Genomic DNA, 20,186 nt, shown 5'->3' with positions numbered 1-20,186 from the left:
AAAGCTGATTTTCAGAATTTTGCTGATATATTGTCCAGCAAAATAATAAGGACAAAAATGACAGTAGTCGTTTTTGTCTTTTTTATGCTTAAAATTCTAGCTTTTTGAAATTGTAATCAAAATGTAATACTAGCTTTCTCTGACAGAAAGGATGTTTTCTCCTTGTTAAATGGACACGTAGTGAATTTTGGTAAACATCGAACAAGACGTAGTTTTTCACGCATTAAAGAAGTGCTAAAATTACCTAACTTGACTGATGTCCAAACTGAATCATATAAATGGTTTTTGGATGAAGGTATTAAAGAAGTTTTTGACGACATTATGCCAATTAGTGACTTTTCAGGCAAGCTTTCTTTGGAATATTTGGGTTATAAACTCCAGAATCCAAAGTATACTGTTGATGAAGCACGAGATCATGATGCGACTTACGCTGCACCAATGCATGTTACCTTAAAGTTAACTAATCAAAAAACTGGTGAAATTAAGACTCAAGATGTATTTTTTGGCGATCTGCCATTAATGACAGAATCTGGCTCTTTTATTATTAATGGAGCTGAGCGGGTTATTGTTGCCCAATTAGTTAGATCACCTAGTGTTTATTATTCTGGTGATTATGATAAAAATGGGCGTCAGATTTTTGGCACGACAGTTATTCCTAATCGTGGTGCCTGGCTTGAGTATGAAACTGATGCCAAGAATGTATCATATGTTCGTGTTGATCGGACACGTAAGTTGCCATTGACGGTAATTATTAGGGCTTTAGGTATTGGTTCAGATGATGAAATCATTGATCTTTTTGGTCAAAGTGATACTTTACAGTTTACTTTAGAAAAAGATGTACACAAGAATCCAGCTGATTCGCGGGTTGCAGAAGCCTTGAAAGATGTTTATGAACGCTTACGTCCTGGTGAACCTAAAACAACTGATTCTTCACGCTCCTTGCTATATGCGCGCTTTTTTGATCCACGCCGATACGATTTAGCAGCCGTTGGTCGCTATAAGGTTAATAAAAAATTATCTTTGAAGAGTCGGTTATATGGGCAAACTTTAGCTGAAACTTTAGCTGATCCTGATACGGGCGAAATTGTTGCTAAAAAAGGTACCATAGTTACCCACGAAGTAATGGATACTTTAGAAAATTATCTTGATCGTGATGATTTCAAGATGGTTACTTATCAACCTTCAAAAGAAGGTGTTTTACCAGATCCGATTACTGTTCAAGAAGTAAAAGTATACTCAAAAGTTAATCCTGAACGAATAGTTAAAATCATTTCTAATGGTCATATTGACAAAGATGTTAAATATTTAACTCCTGCAGATGTATTGGCATCAATTAATTATTTCTTTTTGTTACAAGATGAAATCGGTAATATTGATGATATTGATCACTTGGGCAACCGGCGAATTCGCCGGGTTGGTGAGTTATTACAAAATCAATTTAGAATAGGTTTAGCCCGAATGGAACGTGTTGTGCGTGAAAGAATGTCAATTCAAGATCCGTCAACCGTAACACCACAACAGTTAATCAATATACGGCCAATTGTAGCTAGTTTGAAAGAATTTTTTGGTTCATCGCAATTATCACAATTTATGGATCAGCACAATCCATTGGGTGAATTAACTCATAAGCGGCGCATGTCTGCTTTAGGACCTGGTGGACTGACTCGTGATCGTGCTGGATATGAAGTTCGTGATGTGCACTATACGCAATATGGTCGTTTATGTCCAATTGAAACCCCAGAAGGTCCTAATATTGGATTGATTAACTCCTTAGCAAGTTATGCTGTTATTAACAAATATGGGTTCATTGAAACACCTTACCGGCGTGTTTCTTGGAAGACCCATAAAGTTACGGATAAAATTGATTATTTAACTGCTGATGTTGAAGATAATTACATTATAGCTGGTGCTAATACTCACTTAAATCCAGACGGTTCGTTTAAAGACGATCTGATTTTGGCTCGTCATAAGGAAGATAATGTTGAAGTTAGTCCAGATAAAATTGATTATATGGATGTTATTCCAAAGCAAGTCGTTTCTGTGGCATCAGCATGTATTCCATTTTTAGAAAATGATGACTCTAACCGGGCTTTGATGGGTGCTAACCAGCAGCGCCAAGCTGCACCACTGATTAATCCGCATAGTTCTTTAGTTGGAACTGGTATGGAATATCGTGCTGCGCATGATTCTGGTGCTGCTATTGTAGCCAAAGCAGCTGGAACAGTTGAATATGTTGATGCTAACACAATTAAAATAAGACGTAATGATAATACTTTAGATAAATATACGCTTGAAAAATATCGTCGTTCGAATAATTCTAAGTCCTATAATCAAACACCGAATGTTAATTTAGGTGACAAGGTTGAAGAAGGGGAAGTAATTGTAAATGGTCCAACTATGGATCATGGTGAGCTAGCTTTAGGTCAAAACCCAGTGATTGCTTTCATGACTTGGAATATGTATAACTATGAAGACGCAATTATGCTTTCAGAACGTTTAGTTAAAGAAGATGTCTATACTTCAATTAGTATAGAAGATTATGAATCTGAAGCTCGGGATACTAAACTAGGACCTGAGGAAATTACGCGAGAATTGCCTAATGTTGGTGAAGATGCCCTTAAAGATCTTGATAAACAAGGTATTGTTCGGATTGGCGCTGAAGTTCATGATGGTGATATCTTGGTAGGTAAGGTAACGCCTAAGGGTGTGACTGAATTATCCGCTGAAGAAAGATTACTTCATGCAATCTTTGGAGAAAAGGCGCGTGAAGTTCGCGATACTTCTTTGCGTGTGCCACATGGTGGCGGCGGAATTGTGCGTGATGTTAAAGTTTATACACGAGAAAATGGTGATGAGCTTTCGCCAGGCGTAAATACTTTAGTTCGCGTTTATATTGCGCAGAAGAGAAAAATCCAAGTTGGGGACAAAATGTCTGGTCGTCATGGTAATAAAGGTACGGTTGCCGCTGTTGTTCCAGAGGAAGATATGCCATACTTGCCAGACGGTACACCAGTAGATATATGTTTGAATCCAATGGGTGTTCCTTCACGTATGAATATCGGTCAGCTATTAGAGCTACACTTAGGTTGGGCAGCTAATAAGTTAGGTATACATGTTGCTACGCCTGTATTTGATGGTGCAAGTGAAGACGATGTTTGGGATACTGTGCATGAAGCTGGTATTGATAAAGACGGTAAGACTGTTCTTTATGATGGGCGCACAGGTGAGCCATTCCACAACCGTGTATCTGTGGGTATTATGCACTACTTGAAATTAACGCACATGGTTGATGATAAAATTCACGCTCGTTCAATTGGACCATACTCTTTAGTTACTCAACAGCCACTTGGTGGTAAAGCACAGTTTGGTGGACAGCGTTTTGGTGAAATGGAAGTTTGGGCACTTGAAGCCTATGGTGCGGCATACACACTTCAAGAAATTTTGACTTATAAGTCAGATGACGTTGTGGGGCGTGTTAAAGCCTATGAAGCGATAGTTAAGGGTGAAAGAATTCCTAAGCCAGGTGTTCCTGAATCTTTCCGTGTTCTTGTCAAAGAGCTGCAATCATTAGGATTGGACATCCGTGTGCTTGATATGGATCATAATGAAATTGAATTGCGCGACATGGATGATGATTCAAGTGAGCATTTAAATATTGATACTTTATCCAAGATGGCAGAAGAACAGCAAAAGAAAAAACTAGCTGAGGAAGCGGTGAAGTCTGGAGCAGAAACAGCTGAAATACCAACTAAGAGTGAAACTCTGGTTGATGAGTCCGATGATGATCACAAGATTTCTAAATAGTAGGAGGTCAAACTTTTGATTGACGTTAATAAATTTGAAAGTATGCAGATTGGTCTTGCATCCCCGAATAAAATTCGGAGTTGGTCATACGGCGAAGTTAAAAAACCCGAAACGATTAATTATCGTACTTTAAAACCCGAAAAAGATGGTTTATTTGATGAAAGAATTTTCGGGCCAACTAAAGATTGGGCTTGTGCATGTGGTAAGTACAAAGGCGTAAGATATCGTGGTATCGTTTGTGATCGCTGTGGGGTTGAGGTTACTTCATCTAAAGTAAGAAGAGAACGGATGGGTCATATTGAATTGGCTGCTCCAGTTACTCATATTTGGTACTTTAAGGGAATACCATCAAGAATGGGATTAATTCTTGATATGTCACCAAGGTTATTAGAAGAAGTAATTTATTTTGCTGCTTATATTGTAATTGATCCGGGTGATACCGACCTTGAATTCAAACAATTGCTAACAGAAGTTGAATATCGAGAACAAAAAGCTAAATATGGTAGTCGATTTGAAGCTAAGATGGGGGCAGAAGCAATTCGTGATCTGCTACGTAAAGTTGATTTGGCCAAAGAAGTTACTGATTTAAAGAAAGAATTGGCGACTGCTACTGGTCAAAAACGTGTTCGTGCAATTAGAAGACTAGATATTTTAGATGCTTTTAAAGATTCTGGTAATAAACCAGAATGGATGGTTATTGATGCCGTACCAGTTATTCCACCGGACTTGCGTCCAATGGTTCAACTAGAAGGTGGTCGCTTTGCTACTTCTGACTTAAACGATCTTTATCGTCGAGTAATTAATCGGAATAACCGGTTAAAGAGATTACTTGACCTTAATGCTCCTAACATTATCGTACAAAATGAAAAGCGGATGTTGCAAGAAGCTGTTGATGCTTTGATTGATAATGGTCGTCGTGGTCGCTCAGTTGTCGGTCCAGGCAATCGACCATTGAAGTCTTTATCACACATGCTGAAAGGTAAACAAGGACGTTTTCGTCAAAACTTACTTGGTAAACGTGTTGATTATTCTGGTCGTTCAGTTATCGATGTTTCACCAAAATTGAAATTTTATCAGTGTGGTGTTCCACGGCCAATGGCACTTGAATTATTTAAGCCATTTGTGATGCACGAACTAGTTAAACGCAAGATTGCATCCAATATTAAGAGTGCAAAACGCAAAATTGATCGTGAAGATGATGAGGTTTGGGATGTACTTGAAGATGTAATCAAGGAAAGAACAGTTCTACTGAACCGTGCTCCTACCTTGCACCGTTTAAGTATTCAGGCATTTGAACCTGTATTAGTGCCAGGTAAATCTATTCGCTTACATCCATTAACTTGTGAAGCTTATAATGCTGACTTTGATGGTGACCAGATGGCTATTCATGTTCCACTATCTGATGAAGCAGTTGCGGAATCAAGATTATTAATGCTAGCAGCGCATCATATCTTGGCACCTAAAGATGGTAAACCGATTGTTACACCTTCGCAGGATATAGTTTTAGGTAACTATTGGTTAACACAAGCTGAAAAAGGTCGTGAAGGCGAGGGAATGATTTTCAATTCCCCAGATGAAGCAACTATTGCTTACAATAATGGTGATATTCATTACCATACAATTATTGGTATGGCTGCTGATTCAATGCCGGAAAAAGCATGGCCGAAGGGCTGTGAACACGGTATTTTTATTACGACATATGGTCGGGTAATTTTTAACCAAATTTTTCCAAAGGATTACTTCTATATCAATGAACCAACTGAAGAGAATTTAAATAATCCTTTAGCAGAAAAGTATTTCTTACATTCAGGAGAAGACATCAATCAAAAAATCGATGATATTGCTGATGAATTAATTTCTACACCATTTAAGAAGTCATTTTTATCAGATTCGATTGCAACAATTTACAAGTATTATCGGGTTCAAAGAACTTCAGAGTATCTTGATGACTTAAAGACTCTTGGTTATACAAGTTCAACCACTTCTGGTATTACTATTGGAATGACTGATGTTCCGGAAATTGATGATAAAGATGAAAAGGTAGCCAAAGCGCACAAGCAAGTTGATGTTGTTTCTAAGCAATTTAGACGTGGGCTAATTACGGAACAAGAACGACATGATCGTGTGATTAGTATCTGGAATGAATGTAAAGATCAAGTTCAAAATGAAATTGCCCAAATATATGATCCACGTAACCCAATTACAATTATGGCTGACTCAGGTGCTCGTGGTAATATTTCTAACTTTACACAGCTTGCTGGAATGCGGGGGTTAATGGCCACACCTAACGGTGGACTATTTGAAATTCCAGTTACTTCAAACTTTAAAGAAGGGCTATCTGTACTAGAACTGTTCATGTCAACTCACGGTGCACGTAAAGGAATGACCGATACAGCGTTGAAGACGGCTCAGTCAGGTTATTTGACTAGACGTTTAGTAGATGTTGCGCAAGATGTGATTATTCGTGAAGAAGATTGTGGTACTGATCGTGGAATTGATGTTCATGCTATTATGGAAGGCGATGAATTAATAGAACCACTCTATGATCGTTTACTTGGTCGATTCACTGCCGAAACGGTTAAAGATCCACAAACTGGTGAAGCAATTGTAGGGCCAAATGTAATGATGGATGAAAATCTGGCGCACCAAATTTGTGCTGCAGGAGTTACTAATGTTAAAATTCGTTCAATTTTAACTTGTGATACATCACATGGTGTTTGCCGCAGATGCTATGGTATGAATTTGGCAACTGGTGAAGCGGTTGAAGTTGGTGAAGCGGTTGGTACTGTTGCGGCGCAATCAATTGGTGAACCGGGTACTCAGCTAACTCTACGTACTTTCCACAATGGTGGTGTTGCTGGTGCCGAAGATATTACACAGGGTCTTCCTCGTGTGCAAGAATTGTTTGAAGCGCGTAATCCTAAAGGTCGGGCTGTTATTTCTGAAGTTGATGGAATAATTGATTCAATTCAAGAAAATCCAGCAGAACACACTCGTGAAATCACAGTTAAAGGTAAAATTGATACCAGAAGTTACAGCGTACCATACACAGCATCTGTTGCAGTTGCTGAAGGTGATGAAGTGAAACGAGGAGCTAAGCTGACCCTTGGTTCAATTGATCCGAAAGAATTAATCCAAGTTACAGATACTTTAACAACTGAAGAATATATTTTAGTTGAAGTTCAAAAAGCTTATAGAATGCAGGGGGTTGATATTTCTGATAAGCACGTTGAAGTTTTAACTAGACAAATGCTTCAAAAAGTTAGGGTTCTTGATCCTGGTGAAACTAACTTGTTACCAGGTGAAATTATGGATATTGGCCAATTTAAGGAACGTAACACGTCAGTAATTATTTCTGGTGGCATCCCTGCAACCGCTCAAAGTGTGATTTTGGGAATTACTAAGGCAGCATTAGAAACTAATAGTTTCTTGTCAGCTGCATCATTCCAAGAAACCACTCGTGTTCTTACCGATGCTTCAATCAGGGGTAAAAATGACCCACTTCTTGGTTTGAAAGAGAACGTTATTATTGGTAAAATTATACCTGCTGGTACTGGTCTCCCAGTTTATCGTAATATGGAACCTGAAGCAGATGTAGCTAAGCCAAAGTCTGTTTATTCAATTGCTGATATTGAAAAACAAATGAAGGAAGCTGACAAGCTAAAGGATCCACAATAATAAATTTTAAAAGAGCTTAATTTCTTATTATAAGAAATTAAGCTCTTTTTAGTTAAGAATCAACTGTATAACTAAACCTAAAAAAAGATAGGGAATAAAAGGTATAGCTTGTTTTTTTGAAAAATTTTTCTTTTCAAGGATGAATTGTGAAAGTAAAAAAATAGAGCCGAATAAAAAAACTTGATTAGCAAAATGCGCATTAAAATATAGTATTAAAATTAAATAGATAATTAAATCGCCGCTACCAAGTTTTTTCTGAAAAATATAGATAACAAGTAAAATTAAAATTGGGAATGCCTCGATATAATCTAATAATTCAGCTTTAAATAAATTGTTAATATGATAGCTTATAGAAAAAAGGGCTGGTAAAAGCATGACGAGGTGAAACTCAGAATGTGTCGCATCATAAATCGCAACAAGCAATAAGCTAAAAATTAAAATAGCTGTTAGCTGTCCTTCAACTTTACTAAAGTCAATCTGAATATAGGCAAAACCACCAATAACTTCGATTAAAAAAAGATGGGCAGAAATTTGTCCATGACAATAACGACATCTGCCACGTAAAAAAATGTAAGAAATAATAGGAAGTTCATCTAGTAAGCTTAATTCACTGTGGCAAATGGTGCAGTGTGATCTAGTGAAGATAAAGTCACTTTGGTTATAATGCTCACAAATTACAGCTGCATGAGAAGCTAAGCAACTTCCAATTATAAAATTGGTTAATAAATAAATCATTTTATAAATTCACCTCAATTAATAATACGTAAAAATAAGTGAAATTTCTTAATAGAATGGATTGATTTTTAATTAGAAGCGTGTAAAATAATCTGTGTGCATTTTGAAGTAATGTTCAGGATAAAAAAGAAACTCCTGGATGTGTGAACAAAATAAACGATTTATAGGAGGAAAAAGTTAATGCCAACCATTAATCAATTGGTAAGAAAAGGTCGTCGGACTAAGACGACTAAGTCAAAGTCCCCAGCTTTAAGCTACGGCTATAACAGTATGAAAAAAGAATTAGTATCTAACCCAGCACCACAAATGCGTGGAGTTGCTACTCGTGTGGGTACTATGACGCCAAAGAAACCAAACTCAGCTTTACGAAAGTATGCTCGTGTACGTCTTTCTAACTTAATTGAAGTAACTGCTTATATTCCTGGTGAAGGTCACAACTTACAAGAGCACTCGGTTGTTTTAATTCGTGGTGGTCGTGTAAAGGACCTTCCTGGTGTGCGTTACCATATTATTCGTGGTGCTCTTGATACTGCTGGTGTTGATGGCAGAAAACAAGGTCGCTCTAAGTATGGTGCCAAGAAAGATTAAGGAGGAGTTAAATAATGCCTAGAAAAGGACATGTAGCTAAAAGAGATATCTTAGCAGATCCAGTATACAACTCAAAGCTTGTTACCAAGTTAATTAATCACTTGATGATTGATGGTAAAAGAGCTAAGGCATCTGCAATCCTTTATGACGCTTTTAATATTGTTAAAGAAAAGACTGACAAAGAGCCACTTGATGTTTTTGAAGAAGCAATGAATAACATTATGCCAGTTTTGGAAGTTAGAGCTCGTCGTATTGGTGGATCAAATTATCAAATTCCAGTTGAAGTTCGTCCAGAAAGAAGAACAACTTTAGGCTTAAGATGGTTGGTTTCATATGCCCGTTTGCGTAATGAGCACACAATGGATGAGCGTTTAGCTAATGAAATTATTGATGCTTCAAATAACACTGGTTCAGCAGTTAAGAAGCGTGAAGATGTTCATCGCATGGCAGAAGCTAACCGTGCCTTTGCTCATTATCGTTTCTAATTTTTTAAGGAGAGAGAATTTATGGCTAATAAACGTGAATTTCCATTAGAAAAAACACGTAATATTGGTATTATGGCCCACATTGATGCGGGTAAAACCACCACTACCGAGCGTATACTTTACTACACTGGTAAAATCCATAAAATTGGTGAAACACATGAAGGTGATTCCCAAATGGACTGGATGGAAGAAGAAAAAGAACGTGGTATTACCATTACGTCCGCGGCCACAACTGCTCAATGGAATGACTACAGAATTAACATTATTGATACCCCAGGACACGTTGACTTTACAATTGAAGTTGAGCGTTCCCTTCGGGTTCTTGATGGTGCGGTAACTGTTCTTGATGCTCAAGCTGGTGTTGAGCCACAAACTGAAAATGTTTGGCGCCAAGCTGAAACTTACGGTGTTCCTCGAATTGTTTTCATTAACAAGATGGACAAGATTGGTGCGGACTTTGATAAGTCTGTAAAATCTTTACATGAACGTTTAAACGCCAATGCTTTAGCTGTGCAGATGCCGATTGGTTCTGCTGAAACATTTGAAGGCGTCATTGATTTAATCGACATGGTAGCTGATGTTTATGATGAAGACAAGCTTGGGGCTAAATGGGAAACAATTCCAGTTCCAGATGAATACAAAGAAGAAGCAGAAAAGCGTCGTGCTGAATTAATTGAACAAGTAGCTGATGTTGATGACGACATCATGGATAAATACCTTAATGGTGAAGAAATTTCCATTGAAGAATTAAAAGCTGCTATTCGTAAGGCAACGCTAGATTTGAAAGCTTTCCCAGTATTTGCCGGTTCAGCATTTAAGAACAAGGGTGTACAAATGATGCTTGATGGTGTTGTTGATTACTTGCCATCACCACTAGATGTAAAACCTTATGTTGCTCATGATCCTAAATCTGGTGAAGAAGTTGAATTAATTGCTGGTGACGACAAGCCGTTTTCAGCATTAGCTTTCAAGATTGCAACTGATCCATTCGTTGGTCGTTTAACTTATATTCGTGTCTATACTGGTTCACTTGAATCTGGATCTTATGTTTTAAATGCTTCTAAGAACGGTCGTGAGCGTGTTGGTCGTTTATTACAAATGCATGCTAATTCAAGAAGTGAAATTTCTGAAGTCTTCTCTGGAGATATTGCGGGAGCAATTGGCTTAAAGAATACCACTACTGGTGACTCTTTGACTGATCCAGATCACCCATTGATTTTGGAAAGCCTAGAAGTTCCAGATCCAGTTATTCAAGTTTCAATCGAACCAGAATCAAAAGCAGACCGTGATAAGCTTGACGTTGCTTTGCAGAAGTTAACTGAAGAGGATCCAACCTTTAGAGCAGAAACTAATGCAGAAACTGGACAAACTTTAATTTCTGGGATGGGTGAATTGCACCTTCAAATTATGGTAGAACGAATGAAACGTGAATTTCACGTTGAAGCCAAAATTGGTGAACCACAAGTTGCTTATCGCGAAACCTTTACTAAGGAAGCACAAGCACAGGGTAAATTTGTTCGTCAATCTGGTGGTAAAGGTCAATATGGTGACGTTTGGATTGAATTCACACCAAATGAAAGAGGTAAAGGATATGAGTTTGAAGATGCCATTGTCGGTGGTGTTGTTCCTCGTGAATTTATCCCTTCAGTTGATGCCGGGTTACAAGAATCAATGAAGAATGGTATTTTAGCAGGATATCCATTAATTGATGTCAAGGCTAAACTTTATGATGGTAGTTACCATGAAGTTGACTCTTCAGAAGCAGCCTTCAAAGTTGCCGCTTCAATTGCTTTGAAGAATGCAGCTCCTAAGGCTGGTGCGGTAATTCTTGAGCCAATTATGAAAGTTCAAGTGATTACACCCGAAGAATACTTAGGAGATGTAATGGGTTCGATTACTGCTCGTCGTGGTACAATGGACAATATGGTAGACCGCTCGGGTGCTAAAGTATTGAATTCAATGGTTCCACTTGCTGAAATGTTTGGCTACGCAACTACTTTGCGGTCATCAACTCAAGGCCGTGGTACTTTCACAATGGTCTTTGATCACTATGCAGCTACTCCTAAGTCAATCCAGGAAGAAATTATTAAAAATCGTGGCGGTAACGCTGAATAGTAATTTTGTCCTAATGTAAAGATCGAGTTGTTGATAAATTTAATAATTCTTTATTTTAATTAGGCTTAAAAGCATCAAACTACATGAGTAGTTTGATGCTTTTACTTTGAGCCCAATAAAATTCAATCAGTTTAAAAATTAATTTTTACTTTTATTAATGGATTTTTATATATAATAGCTATTTTTTATCAAACAAATTTCGTCTAAATTAATGCTTTAATTTAAATAAAAATAACCCTAACCCTTGATATTTAAGCGTAAAGTAGGTACAATAGTCTTTGTGCATTTAGGGCTTATTCTGCTCTAAAGCACATCTTTGTTGTAGAGCGTTGATGCAAAAGGTTGCGGCACACCAGGATGCATTGCCACAGAAGTGTGCTGGGAATTTTTGCGGAAGCTAGTCATCTTTTAAAGAGGACGTTAAGGAGGTAATTTAATGGCAAGTCAATCAATTCGTATTCGACTAAAGTCATACGAACATGGTATTCTCGATGAATCAGCTGCTAAAATCGTAGCTACTGCAAAGAGGACTGGCGCTGAAATTTCAGGTCCAGTTCCTTTGCCAACAGAAAGGGTTTTATTCACAGTTTTACGTTCACCACATAAGAACAAGGATTCTCGTGAACAGTTTGAAATGCGGACACATAAACGTTTAATTGATATTTTAAATCCAACACCTAAAACTGTTGATTCTTTAATGAAGCTTGATTTACCAAGCGGTGTTGACATCGAAATCAAACTATAAATTTTAAAAAGAAAGAGGTGTAAACATGACCAAAGGAATCTTAGGAAGAAAAGTCGGTATGACTCAAATATTCACTAAAGATGGTATCCTTGTTCCTGTAACTGTTGTTGAAGCAACACCTAATGTTGTTATGCAAGTTAAGACTGTTGAATCAGACGGTTACGAAGCAGTTCAATTGGGCTATCAAGATAAACGTGAAGTTTTGAGCAACAAACCAGAAAAAGGTCATGCTGCAAAAGCAAAGACGTCGCCTAAGCGCTTCATTCGTGAAATCCGCGGAGTAGAGCTTAAGGACTACGAAGTCGGCTCAGAAGTTACTGTGGACACATTTAAGGAAGGCGACGTTGTTGACGTTACCGGAATTACAAGAGGTCATGGATACCAAGGTAACATTAAACGTTGGGGTCAATCACGTGGACCTGAAACTCATGGTTCAAGATACCATCGAATTCCTGGTTCAATGGGTTCCATCATTAACCGTGTACCTAAAGGCAAGCGCTTGCCAGGTCACATGGGTGTGAAAAAAGTTACCATTGAAAACCTAGTAATTGAAAAAGTTGTGGCAGATAAGAATGTTTTATTAATTAAAGGCAACGTGCCTGGTGCTAAAAATTCATTAATTACTGTCAAATCTGCTGTTAAAAATAACGATTAGGAAGGAGGACTAGAATGGCTAATTTAAAAGTTATCGATCAAAAAGGTAAAGATGCTGGTGAAGTTTCTTTAAAAGATGAAGTTTTTGGTATTGAACCAAATGAGAGCGTAGTTTTTGATGCAATCATCAGACAAAGAGCTGGCAAGCGTCAAGGCACTTCAAAAGTGAAGAATAGATCTGCTGTTCGTGGTGGTGGTAAGAAGCCATGGAAGCAAAAGGGTACCGGGCGTGCTCGTCAAGGTTCTATTAGATCACCTCAATGGCGTGGTGGTGGTGTAGTCTTTGGACCTACTCCACGTTCTTATGCATATTCAATGCCAAGAAAGCAACGTCGTTTGGCTATTAAGTCAGTTCTTTCTCAAAAATTAATTGATAATAATTTGATTGTTTTAGATCAGTTGACTATGTTAGCACCTAAGACAAAAGAATTCAAAGCAATACTGGACAGCTTAAATGTTGCAGGCAAAGTGTTGGTTGTTTCAGAAGATAGAAACGTGCAACTTTCAGCTAAGAATTTGCCAAACGTTAAGGTAATCACTATTAATGGTGTTAATGTTGAAGACGTTGTCAATTATGACAAATTAATCTTGACTAAGGATGCTATTGAGAAGATTGAAAAGAATGTTGAGGGGGCTGCAAAAGAATGAGTGCACACGATATCATTTTAAGACCTGTCATTACTGAAAAGTCTACGAATTTAATGGATGATAAGAAGTACACTTTCAATGTGCTTTTAACTGCAACCAAGACTCAAGTTCGTAACGCTGTTGAAGAAATTTTTGACGTTAAAGTTAAAAAAGTTAACATTATGAATGTTCGTGGTAAGGATAAACGAGTTGGGCGCTATACTGGTAAAACTGCTCGCACACGTAAAGCAATTGTTACTTTAACTAACGATTCAAACGACATCAAAATTTTTAAAGACGAAAATACAGAAGAGAATAAGTAATAGGAGGTCAGTCAATTGGCTATTAAGATTTATAAGCCAACCACAAATGGTCGCCGTAATATGACTTCTTCCGACTTCGCTGAGATTACTACAAGCAAGCCAGAGCGTACTTTGCTTGAGTCACAATCACATACTGCGGGTCGTAACTCATATGGTCATATTACTAGTAGACACCGTGGCGGTGGACATAAACAAAAGTATCGTATCATTGATTTCAAACGTAACAAGGACAACACAAAAGCCGTTGTTAAAACTATTGAATATGATCCAAATAGAACTGCTAATATCGCACTTCTTCACTATACTGATGGTATTAAAACTTACATTTTAGCACCTAAAGGATTAAAAGTTGGTGATATAGTTGAATCAGGTTCTAATGCAGACATTAAGCCAGGTAACGCATTACCATTAAAAGATATCCCTACTGGTACTTCAATTCATAACATTGAGTTGAGACCTGGTAGAGGTGGTCAATTAGTAAGAAGTGCGGGTACTAGTGCTCAAGTTTTGGGTAGTGACGGCAAGTATACGTTAGTTAGATTACAAAGTGGCGAAGTTCGTAAAATTTTGTCAGCTTGTCGTGCAACTATTGGTGTTGTTGGCAATGAACAACATTCATTAATTCAAATAGGTAAAGCTGGTCGTAGCCGTTGGCTAGGCAGACGTCCACAATCCCGTGGTTCTGTAATGAACCCTAACGATCACCCACATGGTGGTGGTGAAGGTAAGGCTCCAGTCGGACGTCCACAACCTATGACTCCTTGGGGTAAGAAAGCTCGTGGTATTAAGACTAGAAATAGTAAGAGAGCCAGCGAGAAGTTAATTATTCGTCACCGTAAAGGTAGCAAGTAATAGAAGGAGGGTTAATTAATGAGCCGTAGTATTAAAAAAGGGCCTTTTGCAGATGCATCATTGTTAAAGAAAGTTGATGCACAAGCTGATTCAGAAAAAAAACAGGTTATTAAGACTTGGTCACGTCGTTCAACTATTTTCCCTTCCTTTGTTGGGTTGACTATAGCTGTTTACGATGGTAGAAAACATGTTCCAGTTTATATTACTGAAGACATGGTTGGCCACAAATTAGGTGAATTTGTTCCAACGAGAACTTTCCATGGACACAAAGCATCTGACGACAAGGCTACAAGATAAAGAAAGGAGAAACACTTAAATGGCAGAACAAATTAGTTCAGCTAGGGCTGAAGCAAGAACTGTTCGGATTACTGCAAGAAAAGCACGTTTAGTCGTTGATTTGATTCGCGGTAAAGATGTTGCTGAAGCATTGGCAATCTTGCAATTTACGCCTAGAGCTGCTTCCCCAATCGTTGAAAAAGTTTTACGTTCAGCAATTGCAAACGCAGAACACAATTACGATCTCGAAAGTGCAAATTTATATGTATCAGAAGCATACGTCAATGAAGGAGCAACTTTAAAGAGATTTAGACCACGTGCCAAAGGTATGGCTTCTCCTATTAACAAGAGAACTAGTCATGTAGTTGTAGTAGTTTCAGAAAAGAACGATTAAGGGAGGTATATTAATGGGTCAAAAGATTAACCCAAATGGTTTTCGTCTCGGCGTAATTCGTGATTGGGAATCTAAATGGTATGCTGACAGAGGATACAAGGAAACCTTAAATGAAGACCTGCGCATCAGACAATTCATTTCTAAGAAATTAAAAGATGCCTCTGTTTCTACTATTGAAATTGAACGTGCAGCAAATAGAATCAATGTATCGATTAATACTGCTAAGCCAGGAATGGTAATCGGTAAAGGTGGTTCTGAAGTTGAAGCTTTAAGAAAAGAGTTAAATGCTTTAACTAAGAAGCAAGTTCAAGTAAATATTGTTGAGATTAAGAAGCCAGATTTAGATGCTAAATTAGTAGCTGAAAGTATCGCTAGTCAATTAGAAGCACGTATTGCATTTAGACGTGCAATGCGCCAAGCTACTCAAAGATCTATGCGTGCAGGAGCCAAAGGAATCAGAGTTCAAACTTCTGGTCGTTTAAATGGTGCTGACATGGCAAGAAGAGAGTGGCATACTGAAGGTCGTGTTCCATTACAGACATTGAGAGCTGACATTGACTATGCTTGGGTAAACGCATTTACCACTTATGGTGAAATTGGTGTTCAAGTATGGATTAACCGTGGTGAAATCTTACCTTCAAAGAGTAAGACACCTCGAAAAGCTGTGAAAGGAGGAAACAAATAATGCCTCTAGTACCAAAGCGAGTAAAACACCGTCGTGAATTCCGTGGAAAAATGCGCGGTGCTGCTAAAGGTGGAAAAACCATTGCTTTTGGTGAGTATGGTTTGGAAGCCCTTGAATCACATTGGATTACTAATCAACAAATCGAAGCTGCTCGTGTTGCGATGACTCGTTACATGAAGCGTGGTGGTAAAGTTTGGATTAGAATTTTCCCTCAAAAGTCATACACTGCTAAAGGTGTTGGTGTACGTATGGGTTCTGGTAAAGGTGCACCAGCCGGTTGGGTAGCTGTTGTTAAGAGAGAAAAAATAATGTTTGAAATTGGTGGTGTTAGTGAAGCAACCGCTCGTGAAGCTTTAAGACTTGCAGCAACTAAATTACCAATTAAGTGTAAATTTGTGACTAAAAGTTCGGAAGTAGGTGGCAATTCTAATGAAGGCTAAGGATATCAGAGCACTAACCAATGATCAGATGTTAGATAAGGAAAAGCAATATAAAGAAGAACTTTTTAATTTGCGTTTTCAACAAGCAACGGGTCAATTAGAAAATACCGCTCGCCTAAGTAAAGTCCGCAAAAATATCGCTAGAATTAAAACAATTCTTAGCGAAGAAGCATTAAAAAACGATTAGTGGAAGGGAGTTATTAACTTGAGCGAATCAATCGAAAGAAATCGTCGTCACGTATATCAAGGTCGAGTAATTTCTGATAAGAATGATAAAACTATTACTGTAGTAGTTGATACTTACAAGAATCACCCTGTATACAAAAAGCGTACAAGATATTCAAAGAAATATTACGCACAAGATGAAAATAATGAAGCTAAAGTTGGCGATACTGTTCGTATCATGGAAACTCGTCCATTATCTCGTACAAAACGCTTTCGTTTAGTTGAAATTGTTAAGAAATCTGTTTAACTTGCGGATTTAGTGAGGGGAGGATTATATAGTGATTCAAAATGAATCCCGTTTGAAGGTTGCTGATAACTCAGGTGCCAGAGAACTTTTAGTTATTAGAGTCTTAGGTGGTTCAAAGCGTAAGACTGGTAACATTGGCGATATCGTGGTAGCAACAGTTAAACAAGCAACACCAGGTGGCGTTGTCAAAAAAGGCGACGTTGTTAAAGCTGTTATTGTTAGAACAAAATCAGGCGCACGTCGTGAAGATGGTTCATACATCAAGTTTGATGAAAATGCCGGCGTTGTAATTAATGCAGATAAGAGCCCACGTGGTACTCGTATCTTTGGGCCTGTTGCACGTGAGTTACGTGAGCACGACTTTATGAAGATCGTCTCTCTTGCTCCAGAAGTCTTATAATTAAGTGAGGTGCACTGATGTTTGTTAAAACTGGTGACAAAGTAAAAGTTATTGCCGGAAAAGATAAGGGTAAAGAAGGTATTGTTCTTTCAGTTAACGTTAAAAAGAACCGTGTGGTTGTTAAGGGCGTTAATACAATAAAAAAACACCAAAAACCTTCGCAAACCAATGCAAATGGTGGTGTAGTTGAATCAGAAGGTTCAATTCATGCATCTAATGTTAAGGTTATTGCTAAATCTGAAAGCAAAAAAGAAACTAAAAAGTAGAAGGGAGGACACAAATGGCAAATTATTTAGCTAAAGAATATAAAGAAAAGATTGTTCCTGCATTGCAAGAAAAGTTTGATTACAGTTCAGTTATGCAAGTACCTAAGATTGAAAAAATCGTTTTAAACATGGGTGTTGGTGATGCTGTTTCCAATGCTAAAACTTTGGATGAGGCTGTTGATGAGTTAACTTTGATTTCTGGTCAAAAACCATTAGTTACCAAAGCTAAGAAATCAATTGCGAACTTCCGCTTGCGTGAAGGTATGTCTATTGGTGCTAAGGTAACACTTAGAGGAGATAGAATGTATGACTTCTTATACAAGTTGATTAGTGTTTCACTTCCTCGTGTTCGTGACTTCCGTGGTGTTTCAAGTCGTTCATTTGATGGTCGAGGCAACTATACTTTAGGTATTAAGGAACAATTGATTTTCCCAGAAATTGACTTTGATAAGGTTAATCGGACTAGGGGTTTGGATGTTGTTATCGTAACTACTGCCAACACTGATGAAGAAGCGCGTGAGCTTTTAAGTCAATTTGGTATGCCGTTTGCAAAATAATGGAGGACACTAATGGCTAAAACGTCACAAAAAATTAGAAATCATCGTCCTGCTAAGTTTTCTTCACGTGAATATACTCGTTGCGAGAGATGTGGTCGCCCACACTCTGTGTATCGTAAATTTGGCTTATGCCGTATTTGCTTGAAGGATTTAGCTCACAAGGGTCAGATCCCAGGTCTTAAAAAGGCTAGTTGGTAATACGGTTAGGAGGATAGCATAAATGGTCATGACAGATCCGATCGCAGATTACTTGACAAGAATTAGGAATGCTAATATGGCAAAGCATAGTTCTGTTGAAATTCCTGCATCAAACATAAAAAAATCTATTTCAGAAATTTTGAAACGCGAAGGCTTCATCCGTGATTACGAAGTTACTGATGACAATAAGCAAGGTATTATCAAGATTTTCTTGAAATATGGTCCAGACGGAGAACGTGTCATTTCAGGCTTAAAGCGTATTTCTAAGCCAGGTCTTAGAAACTATGTTAGTGCTGAAAATTTACCTAAGGTTCTTAACGGATTAGGTATCGCCATCGTTTCAACTTCTGCTGGTGTAATTACCGATAAAGAAGCAAGACAAAAAGATGTTGGTGGCGAAGTTATCGCTTACGTTTGGTAATTCTGACAGAAAGGAGAACAATCAATGAGCCGGATAGGTTTAAAAATAATTGAAGTCCCAGATAGTGTCACTGTTACCAAAGAAGGTGACAATATCACTGTCAAAGGTCCTAAGGGTGAATTAACTAGATATTTTGATCCAAAAATTACCTTTAACCAAGAAGATGGCAAAATCACTTTTTCACGTTCAAGTGAAAGCGATAAGGCACTTCATGGTACTGAAAGAGCTAACTTAGCTTCAATGGTTGAAGGTGTAGTTAATGGTTACAAGAAGACTTTGAAGTTAATCGGTGTTGGTTATCGAGCAACTACTCAAGGTGATAAATTAACTTTAAACGTTGGTTATTCACACCCAGTTGAAATGACTGCGCCAGAAGGTGTTTCTGTAAAAGCTACTTCAGCAACTGAAATTGAAGTAGAAGGAATTTCAAAGCAAAATGTTGGACAATTTGCGGCTGAAATTCGTGATGTACGTCCACCAGAGCCTTATAAGGGTAAAGGTATTCGTTATGTTGATGAATATGTACGTCGCAAAGAAGGTAAAACAGGTAAATAATAGATAAATTTTGAGGTGAAATTGTGATTTCTAAACCAGATAAGAATAAATTGCGCTTAAAGCGTCATAAACGTATTCGTAGCAAGATTTCTGGTACTGCTGAGCGCCCACGCTTAAGTGTTTTCCGTTCAAACAAAAACATCTACGCTCAATTAATTGATGACGTAGCGGGTGTCACGCTAGCAAGTGCCTCAACTTTAGATGCTTCCATTGCTAAGGATTCAACTAAAGTAGAACAGGCTCAAGCTGTTGGTAAAGCAATTGCTGAAGCAGCTAAAAGTAAGAATATTTCAAATATTGTATTTGATAGAAGTGGTTACTTATACCACGGCCGTATTTCTGCTTTGGCAGATGCCGCTCGTGAAAATGGATTAGATTTCTAAGGAAGGAGAATAATACATGGCAAACCGCAACGATTCTCGTAATAATCGCAGAAATAAAGACGACATCGAAGATCAGTTAGTAGCAATTAATCGTGTTACCAAGGTTGTCAAAGGTGGACAACGAATGAGATTTGCCGCCTTGGTAATCGTTGGCGACAAAAAAGGTCGTGTCGGCTTTGGTACTGGTAAGGCTCAAGAAGTCCCAGAAGCAATCCGTAAGGCCGTTGAAGCTGGTAAGAAGAATATGATTACTGTTCCAACAGTTGGAACAACTATTCCCCATGAAGTAATTGGTCACTATGGCTCAGGAAGCATTTTATTTAAGCCTGCTCCAGCCGGATCTGGAGTTGCTGCTGGTGGTGCTGTTCGTATCGTTATGGATATGGCTGGTATTGCAGACGTTACTTCTAAGTCATTAGGTTCAAATACTCCAATTAATGTTGTGCGTGCAGCAATTGATGGATTAAAGAAACTTAGAACTAGTGAAGATGTTGAAAAGCTTCGTCACGCAGATTTAGATTAGGGAGACTTAT

At 38.0% G+C, this 20,186-nt stretch carries 25 protein-coding genes; 24 read left to right on the top strand and 1 reads right to left on the bottom strand.

All coding sequences use genetic code 11. The features are described from left to right. The first annotated feature begins 162 nt into the window (after nucleotides 1-162). Both rpoB and rpoC read left to right on the top strand, forming a co-directional pair. On the top strand, nucleotides 163-3,804 hold the full coding sequence (gene rpoB / locus F5ESL0237_RS06015) for a DNA-directed RNA polymerase subunit beta (protein WP_122024898.1): 3,642 nt from the start codon (nucleotides 163-165) through the stop codon (nucleotides 3,802-3,804). Nucleotides 3,805-3,819: 15 nt separating this feature from the next. After that, nucleotides 3,820-7,482 carry a DNA-directed RNA polymerase subunit beta' gene (gene rpoC, locus F5ESL0237_RS06010; protein WP_122022141.1) on the top strand — a complete coding sequence of 1,221 codons (3,663 nt, stop codon included), beginning with the start codon at nucleotides 3,820-3,822 and terminating at the stop codon, nucleotides 7,480-7,482. 48 nt (nucleotides 7,483-7,530) lie between these two features. Here rpoC and F5ESL0237_RS06005 read toward each other — a convergent pair whose 3' ends face one another. Next, on the bottom strand, nucleotides 7,531-8,217 hold the full coding sequence (locus tag F5ESL0237_RS06005) for an A24 family peptidase (protein ID WP_122022140.1): 687 nt from the start codon (nucleotides 8,215-8,217) through the stop codon (nucleotides 7,531-7,533). A 180-nt stretch (nucleotides 8,218-8,397) separates the two neighbouring features. Here F5ESL0237_RS06005 and rpsL point away from each other — a divergent pair, with 180 nt between their 5' ends. From rpsL to rpsE, 22 genes are all read left to right on the top strand, one after another. Continuing rightward, on the top strand, nucleotides 8,398-8,805 hold the full coding sequence (gene rpsL, locus F5ESL0237_RS06000) for a 30S ribosomal protein S12 (RefSeq protein ID WP_090092326.1): 408 nt from the start codon (nucleotides 8,398-8,400) through the stop codon (nucleotides 8,803-8,805). A gap of 14 nt (nucleotides 8,806-8,819) precedes the next feature. After that, nucleotides 8,820-9,290, top strand: coding sequence for a 30S ribosomal protein S7 (gene rpsG / locus F5ESL0237_RS05995; RefSeq protein WP_090092325.1), 471 nt, complete (start codon nucleotides 8,820-8,822; stop codon nucleotides 9,288-9,290). 21 nt (nucleotides 9,291-9,311) lie between these two features. Next, nucleotides 9,312-11,405 carry an elongation factor G gene (gene fusA, locus F5ESL0237_RS05990; protein ID WP_122022139.1) on the top strand — a complete coding sequence of 698 codons (2,094 nt, stop codon included), beginning with the start codon at nucleotides 9,312-9,314 and terminating at the stop codon, nucleotides 11,403-11,405. 436 nt (nucleotides 11,406-11,841) lie between these two features. Next, a complete protein-coding gene (rpsJ, locus tag F5ESL0237_RS05985; RefSeq protein ID WP_046327486.1) occupies nucleotides 11,842-12,150 on the top strand; it encodes a 30S ribosomal protein S10 in 309 nt (102 codons plus the stop codon). A gap of 25 nt (nucleotides 12,151-12,175) precedes the next feature. Then, nucleotides 12,176-12,805, top strand: a complete 630-nt coding sequence (gene rplC / locus F5ESL0237_RS05980; protein WP_122022138.1) for a 50S ribosomal protein L3 — start codon at nucleotides 12,176-12,178, stop codon at nucleotides 12,803-12,805. A 14-nt stretch (nucleotides 12,806-12,819) separates the two neighbouring features. Then, nucleotides 12,820-13,452, top strand: a complete 633-nt coding sequence (gene rplD, locus F5ESL0237_RS05975; RefSeq protein WP_122024897.1) for a 50S ribosomal protein L4 — start codon at nucleotides 12,820-12,822, stop codon at nucleotides 13,450-13,452. After that, nucleotides 13,449-13,754 carry a 50S ribosomal protein L23 gene (gene rplW / locus F5ESL0237_RS05970; protein ID WP_090092319.1) on the top strand — a complete coding sequence of 102 codons (306 nt, stop codon included), beginning with the start codon at nucleotides 13,449-13,451 and terminating at the stop codon, nucleotides 13,752-13,754. The genes rplD and rplW overlap by 4 nt, the downstream gene beginning before the upstream one ends. Before the next feature lie 15 nt (nucleotides 13,755-13,769). Continuing rightward, nucleotides 13,770-14,606 carry a 50S ribosomal protein L2 gene (gene rplB, locus F5ESL0237_RS05965; protein WP_090092317.1) on the top strand — a complete coding sequence of 279 codons (837 nt, stop codon included), beginning with the start codon at nucleotides 13,770-13,772 and terminating at the stop codon, nucleotides 14,604-14,606. Nucleotides 14,607-14,624: 18 nt separating this feature from the next. After that, nucleotides 14,625-14,903: a 30S ribosomal protein S19 gene (gene rpsS, locus F5ESL0237_RS05960; RefSeq protein ID WP_090092316.1), complete on the top strand. Its 279-nt coding sequence runs from the start codon at nucleotides 14,625-14,627 to the stop codon at nucleotides 14,901-14,903. Between the two features lie 19 nt (nucleotides 14,904-14,922). Continuing rightward, entirely contained in the window at nucleotides 14,923-15,276 is a 354-nt protein-coding gene (rplV, locus tag F5ESL0237_RS05955; protein WP_090092314.1) for a 50S ribosomal protein L22, read from the top strand. A 13-nt stretch (nucleotides 15,277-15,289) separates the two neighbouring features. Beyond that, a complete protein-coding gene (gene rpsC, locus F5ESL0237_RS05950; RefSeq protein WP_090092312.1) occupies nucleotides 15,290-15,961 on the top strand; it encodes a 30S ribosomal protein S3 in 672 nt (223 codons plus the stop codon). Continuing rightward, nucleotides 15,961-16,401: a 50S ribosomal protein L16 gene (gene rplP, locus F5ESL0237_RS05945; protein WP_090092311.1), complete on the top strand. Its 441-nt coding sequence runs from the start codon at nucleotides 15,961-15,963 to the stop codon at nucleotides 16,399-16,401. Before rpsC ends, rplP begins: the two co-directional genes overlap by 1 nt. After that, on the top strand, nucleotides 16,391-16,588 hold the full coding sequence (gene rpmC, locus F5ESL0237_RS05940) for a 50S ribosomal protein L29 (protein WP_090092309.1): 198 nt from the start codon (nucleotides 16,391-16,393) through the stop codon (nucleotides 16,586-16,588). The genes rplP and rpmC overlap by 11 nt, the downstream gene beginning before the upstream one ends. An 18-nt stretch (nucleotides 16,589-16,606) precedes the next feature. Next, nucleotides 16,607-16,873, top strand: coding sequence for a 30S ribosomal protein S17 (gene rpsQ / locus F5ESL0237_RS05935; RefSeq protein ID WP_090092308.1), 267 nt, complete (start codon nucleotides 16,607-16,609; stop codon nucleotides 16,871-16,873). A gap of 31 nt (nucleotides 16,874-16,904) precedes the next feature. After that, a complete protein-coding gene (gene rplN, locus F5ESL0237_RS05930; protein WP_090092306.1) occupies nucleotides 16,905-17,273 on the top strand; it encodes a 50S ribosomal protein L14 in 369 nt (122 codons plus the stop codon). 17 nt (nucleotides 17,274-17,290) lie between these two features. After that, nucleotides 17,291-17,539: a 50S ribosomal protein L24 gene (gene rplX / locus F5ESL0237_RS05925; RefSeq protein ID WP_090092305.1), complete on the top strand. Its 249-nt coding sequence runs from the start codon at nucleotides 17,291-17,293 to the stop codon at nucleotides 17,537-17,539. A 14-nt stretch (nucleotides 17,540-17,553) separates the two neighbouring features. After that, entirely contained in the window at nucleotides 17,554-18,096 is a 543-nt protein-coding gene (gene rplE / locus F5ESL0237_RS05920) for a 50S ribosomal protein L5 (protein ID WP_090092303.1), read from the top strand. 12 nt (nucleotides 18,097-18,108) lie between these two features. Next, nucleotides 18,109-18,294 (top strand): type Z 30S ribosomal protein S14, encoded by a 186-nt coding sequence (locus F5ESL0237_RS05915; protein WP_046307561.1) that lies wholly within the window; start codon nucleotides 18,109-18,111, stop codon nucleotides 18,292-18,294. A 22-nt stretch (nucleotides 18,295-18,316) separates the two neighbouring features. Further along, nucleotides 18,317-18,715 carry a 30S ribosomal protein S8 gene (gene rpsH / locus F5ESL0237_RS05910; protein WP_090092302.1) on the top strand — a complete coding sequence of 133 codons (399 nt, stop codon included), beginning with the start codon at nucleotides 18,317-18,319 and terminating at the stop codon, nucleotides 18,713-18,715. Nucleotides 18,716-18,739: 24 nt separating this feature from the next. Next, nucleotides 18,740-19,270 (top strand): 50S ribosomal protein L6, encoded by a 531-nt coding sequence (rplF, locus tag F5ESL0237_RS05905; protein ID WP_090092300.1) that lies wholly within the window; start codon nucleotides 18,740-18,742, stop codon nucleotides 19,268-19,270. Between the two features lie 23 nt (nucleotides 19,271-19,293). Continuing rightward, nucleotides 19,294-19,653, top strand: a complete 360-nt coding sequence (rplR, locus tag F5ESL0237_RS05900) for a 50S ribosomal protein L18 (RefSeq protein ID WP_090092299.1) — start codon at nucleotides 19,294-19,296, stop codon at nucleotides 19,651-19,653. 16 nt (nucleotides 19,654-19,669) lie between these two features. Further along, nucleotides 19,670-20,176, top strand: a complete 507-nt coding sequence (rpsE, locus tag F5ESL0237_RS05895; protein ID WP_090092297.1) for a 30S ribosomal protein S5 — start codon at nucleotides 19,670-19,672, stop codon at nucleotides 20,174-20,176. Nucleotides 20,177-20,186 lie beyond the last annotated feature (10 nt).

The sequence above is a fragment of the Lactobacillus sp. ESL0237 genome, assembly GCF_003692985.1.
Lineage (GTDB): Bacteria > Bacillota > Bacilli > Lactobacillales > Lactobacillaceae > Lactobacillus > Lactobacillus bombicola.
Note: the sequence above shows the minus strand (reverse complement) of the source record. Positions and strands in the feature narration are given on the sequence as shown.

Bases quoted from the DNA above. Each gene is read 5' to 3' on its own strand.
- F5ESL0237_RS06005 (WP_122022140.1), bottom strand. From the start codon at position 8,217: ATGATTTATTTATTAACCAATTTTATAATTGGAAGTTGCTTAGCTTCT.
- rpsL (WP_090092326.1), top strand. From the start codon at position 8,398: ATGCCAACCATTAATCAATTGGTAAGAAAAGGTCGTCGGACTAAGACG.
- rpsG (WP_090092325.1), top strand. From the start codon at position 8,820: ATGCCTAGAAAAGGACATGTAGCTAAAAGAGATATCTTAGCAGATCCA.
- fusA (WP_122022139.1), top strand. From the start codon at position 9,312: ATGGCTAATAAACGTGAATTTCCATTAGAAAAAACACGTAATATTGGT.
- rpsJ (WP_046327486.1), top strand. From the start codon at position 11,842: ATGGCAAGTCAATCAATTCGTATTCGACTAAAGTCATACGAACATGGT.
- rplC (WP_122022138.1), top strand. From the start codon at position 12,176: ATGACCAAAGGAATCTTAGGAAGAAAAGTCGGTATGACTCAAATATTC.
- rplD (WP_122024897.1), top strand. From the start codon at position 12,820: ATGGCTAATTTAAAAGTTATCGATCAAAAAGGTAAAGATGCTGGTGAA.
- rplW (WP_090092319.1), top strand. From the start codon at position 13,449: ATGAGTGCACACGATATCATTTTAAGACCTGTCATTACTGAAAAGTCT.
- rpsS (WP_090092316.1), top strand. From the start codon at position 14,625: ATGAGCCGTAGTATTAAAAAAGGGCCTTTTGCAGATGCATCATTGTTA.
- rplV (WP_090092314.1), top strand. From the start codon at position 14,923: ATGGCAGAACAAATTAGTTCAGCTAGGGCTGAAGCAAGAACTGTTCGG.
- rpsC (WP_090092312.1), top strand. From the start codon at position 15,290: ATGGGTCAAAAGATTAACCCAAATGGTTTTCGTCTCGGCGTAATTCGT.
- rplP (WP_090092311.1), top strand. From the start codon at position 15,961: ATGCCTCTAGTACCAAAGCGAGTAAAACACCGTCGTGAATTCCGTGGA.
- rpmC (WP_090092309.1), top strand. From the start codon at position 16,391: ATGAAGGCTAAGGATATCAGAGCACTAACCAATGATCAGATGTTAGAT.
- rplX (WP_090092305.1), top strand. From the start codon at position 17,291: ATGTTTGTTAAAACTGGTGACAAAGTAAAAGTTATTGCCGGAAAAGAT.
- rplE (WP_090092303.1), top strand. From the start codon at position 17,554: ATGGCAAATTATTTAGCTAAAGAATATAAAGAAAAGATTGTTCCTGCA.
- F5ESL0237_RS05915 (WP_046307561.1), top strand. From the start codon at position 18,109: ATGGCTAAAACGTCACAAAAAATTAGAAATCATCGTCCTGCTAAGTTT.
- rpsH (WP_090092302.1), top strand. From the start codon at position 18,317: ATGGTCATGACAGATCCGATCGCAGATTACTTGACAAGAATTAGGAAT.
- rplF (WP_090092300.1), top strand. From the start codon at position 18,740: ATGAGCCGGATAGGTTTAAAAATAATTGAAGTCCCAGATAGTGTCACT.
- rpsE (WP_090092297.1), top strand. From the start codon at position 19,670: ATGGCAAACCGCAACGATTCTCGTAATAATCGCAGAAATAAAGACGAC.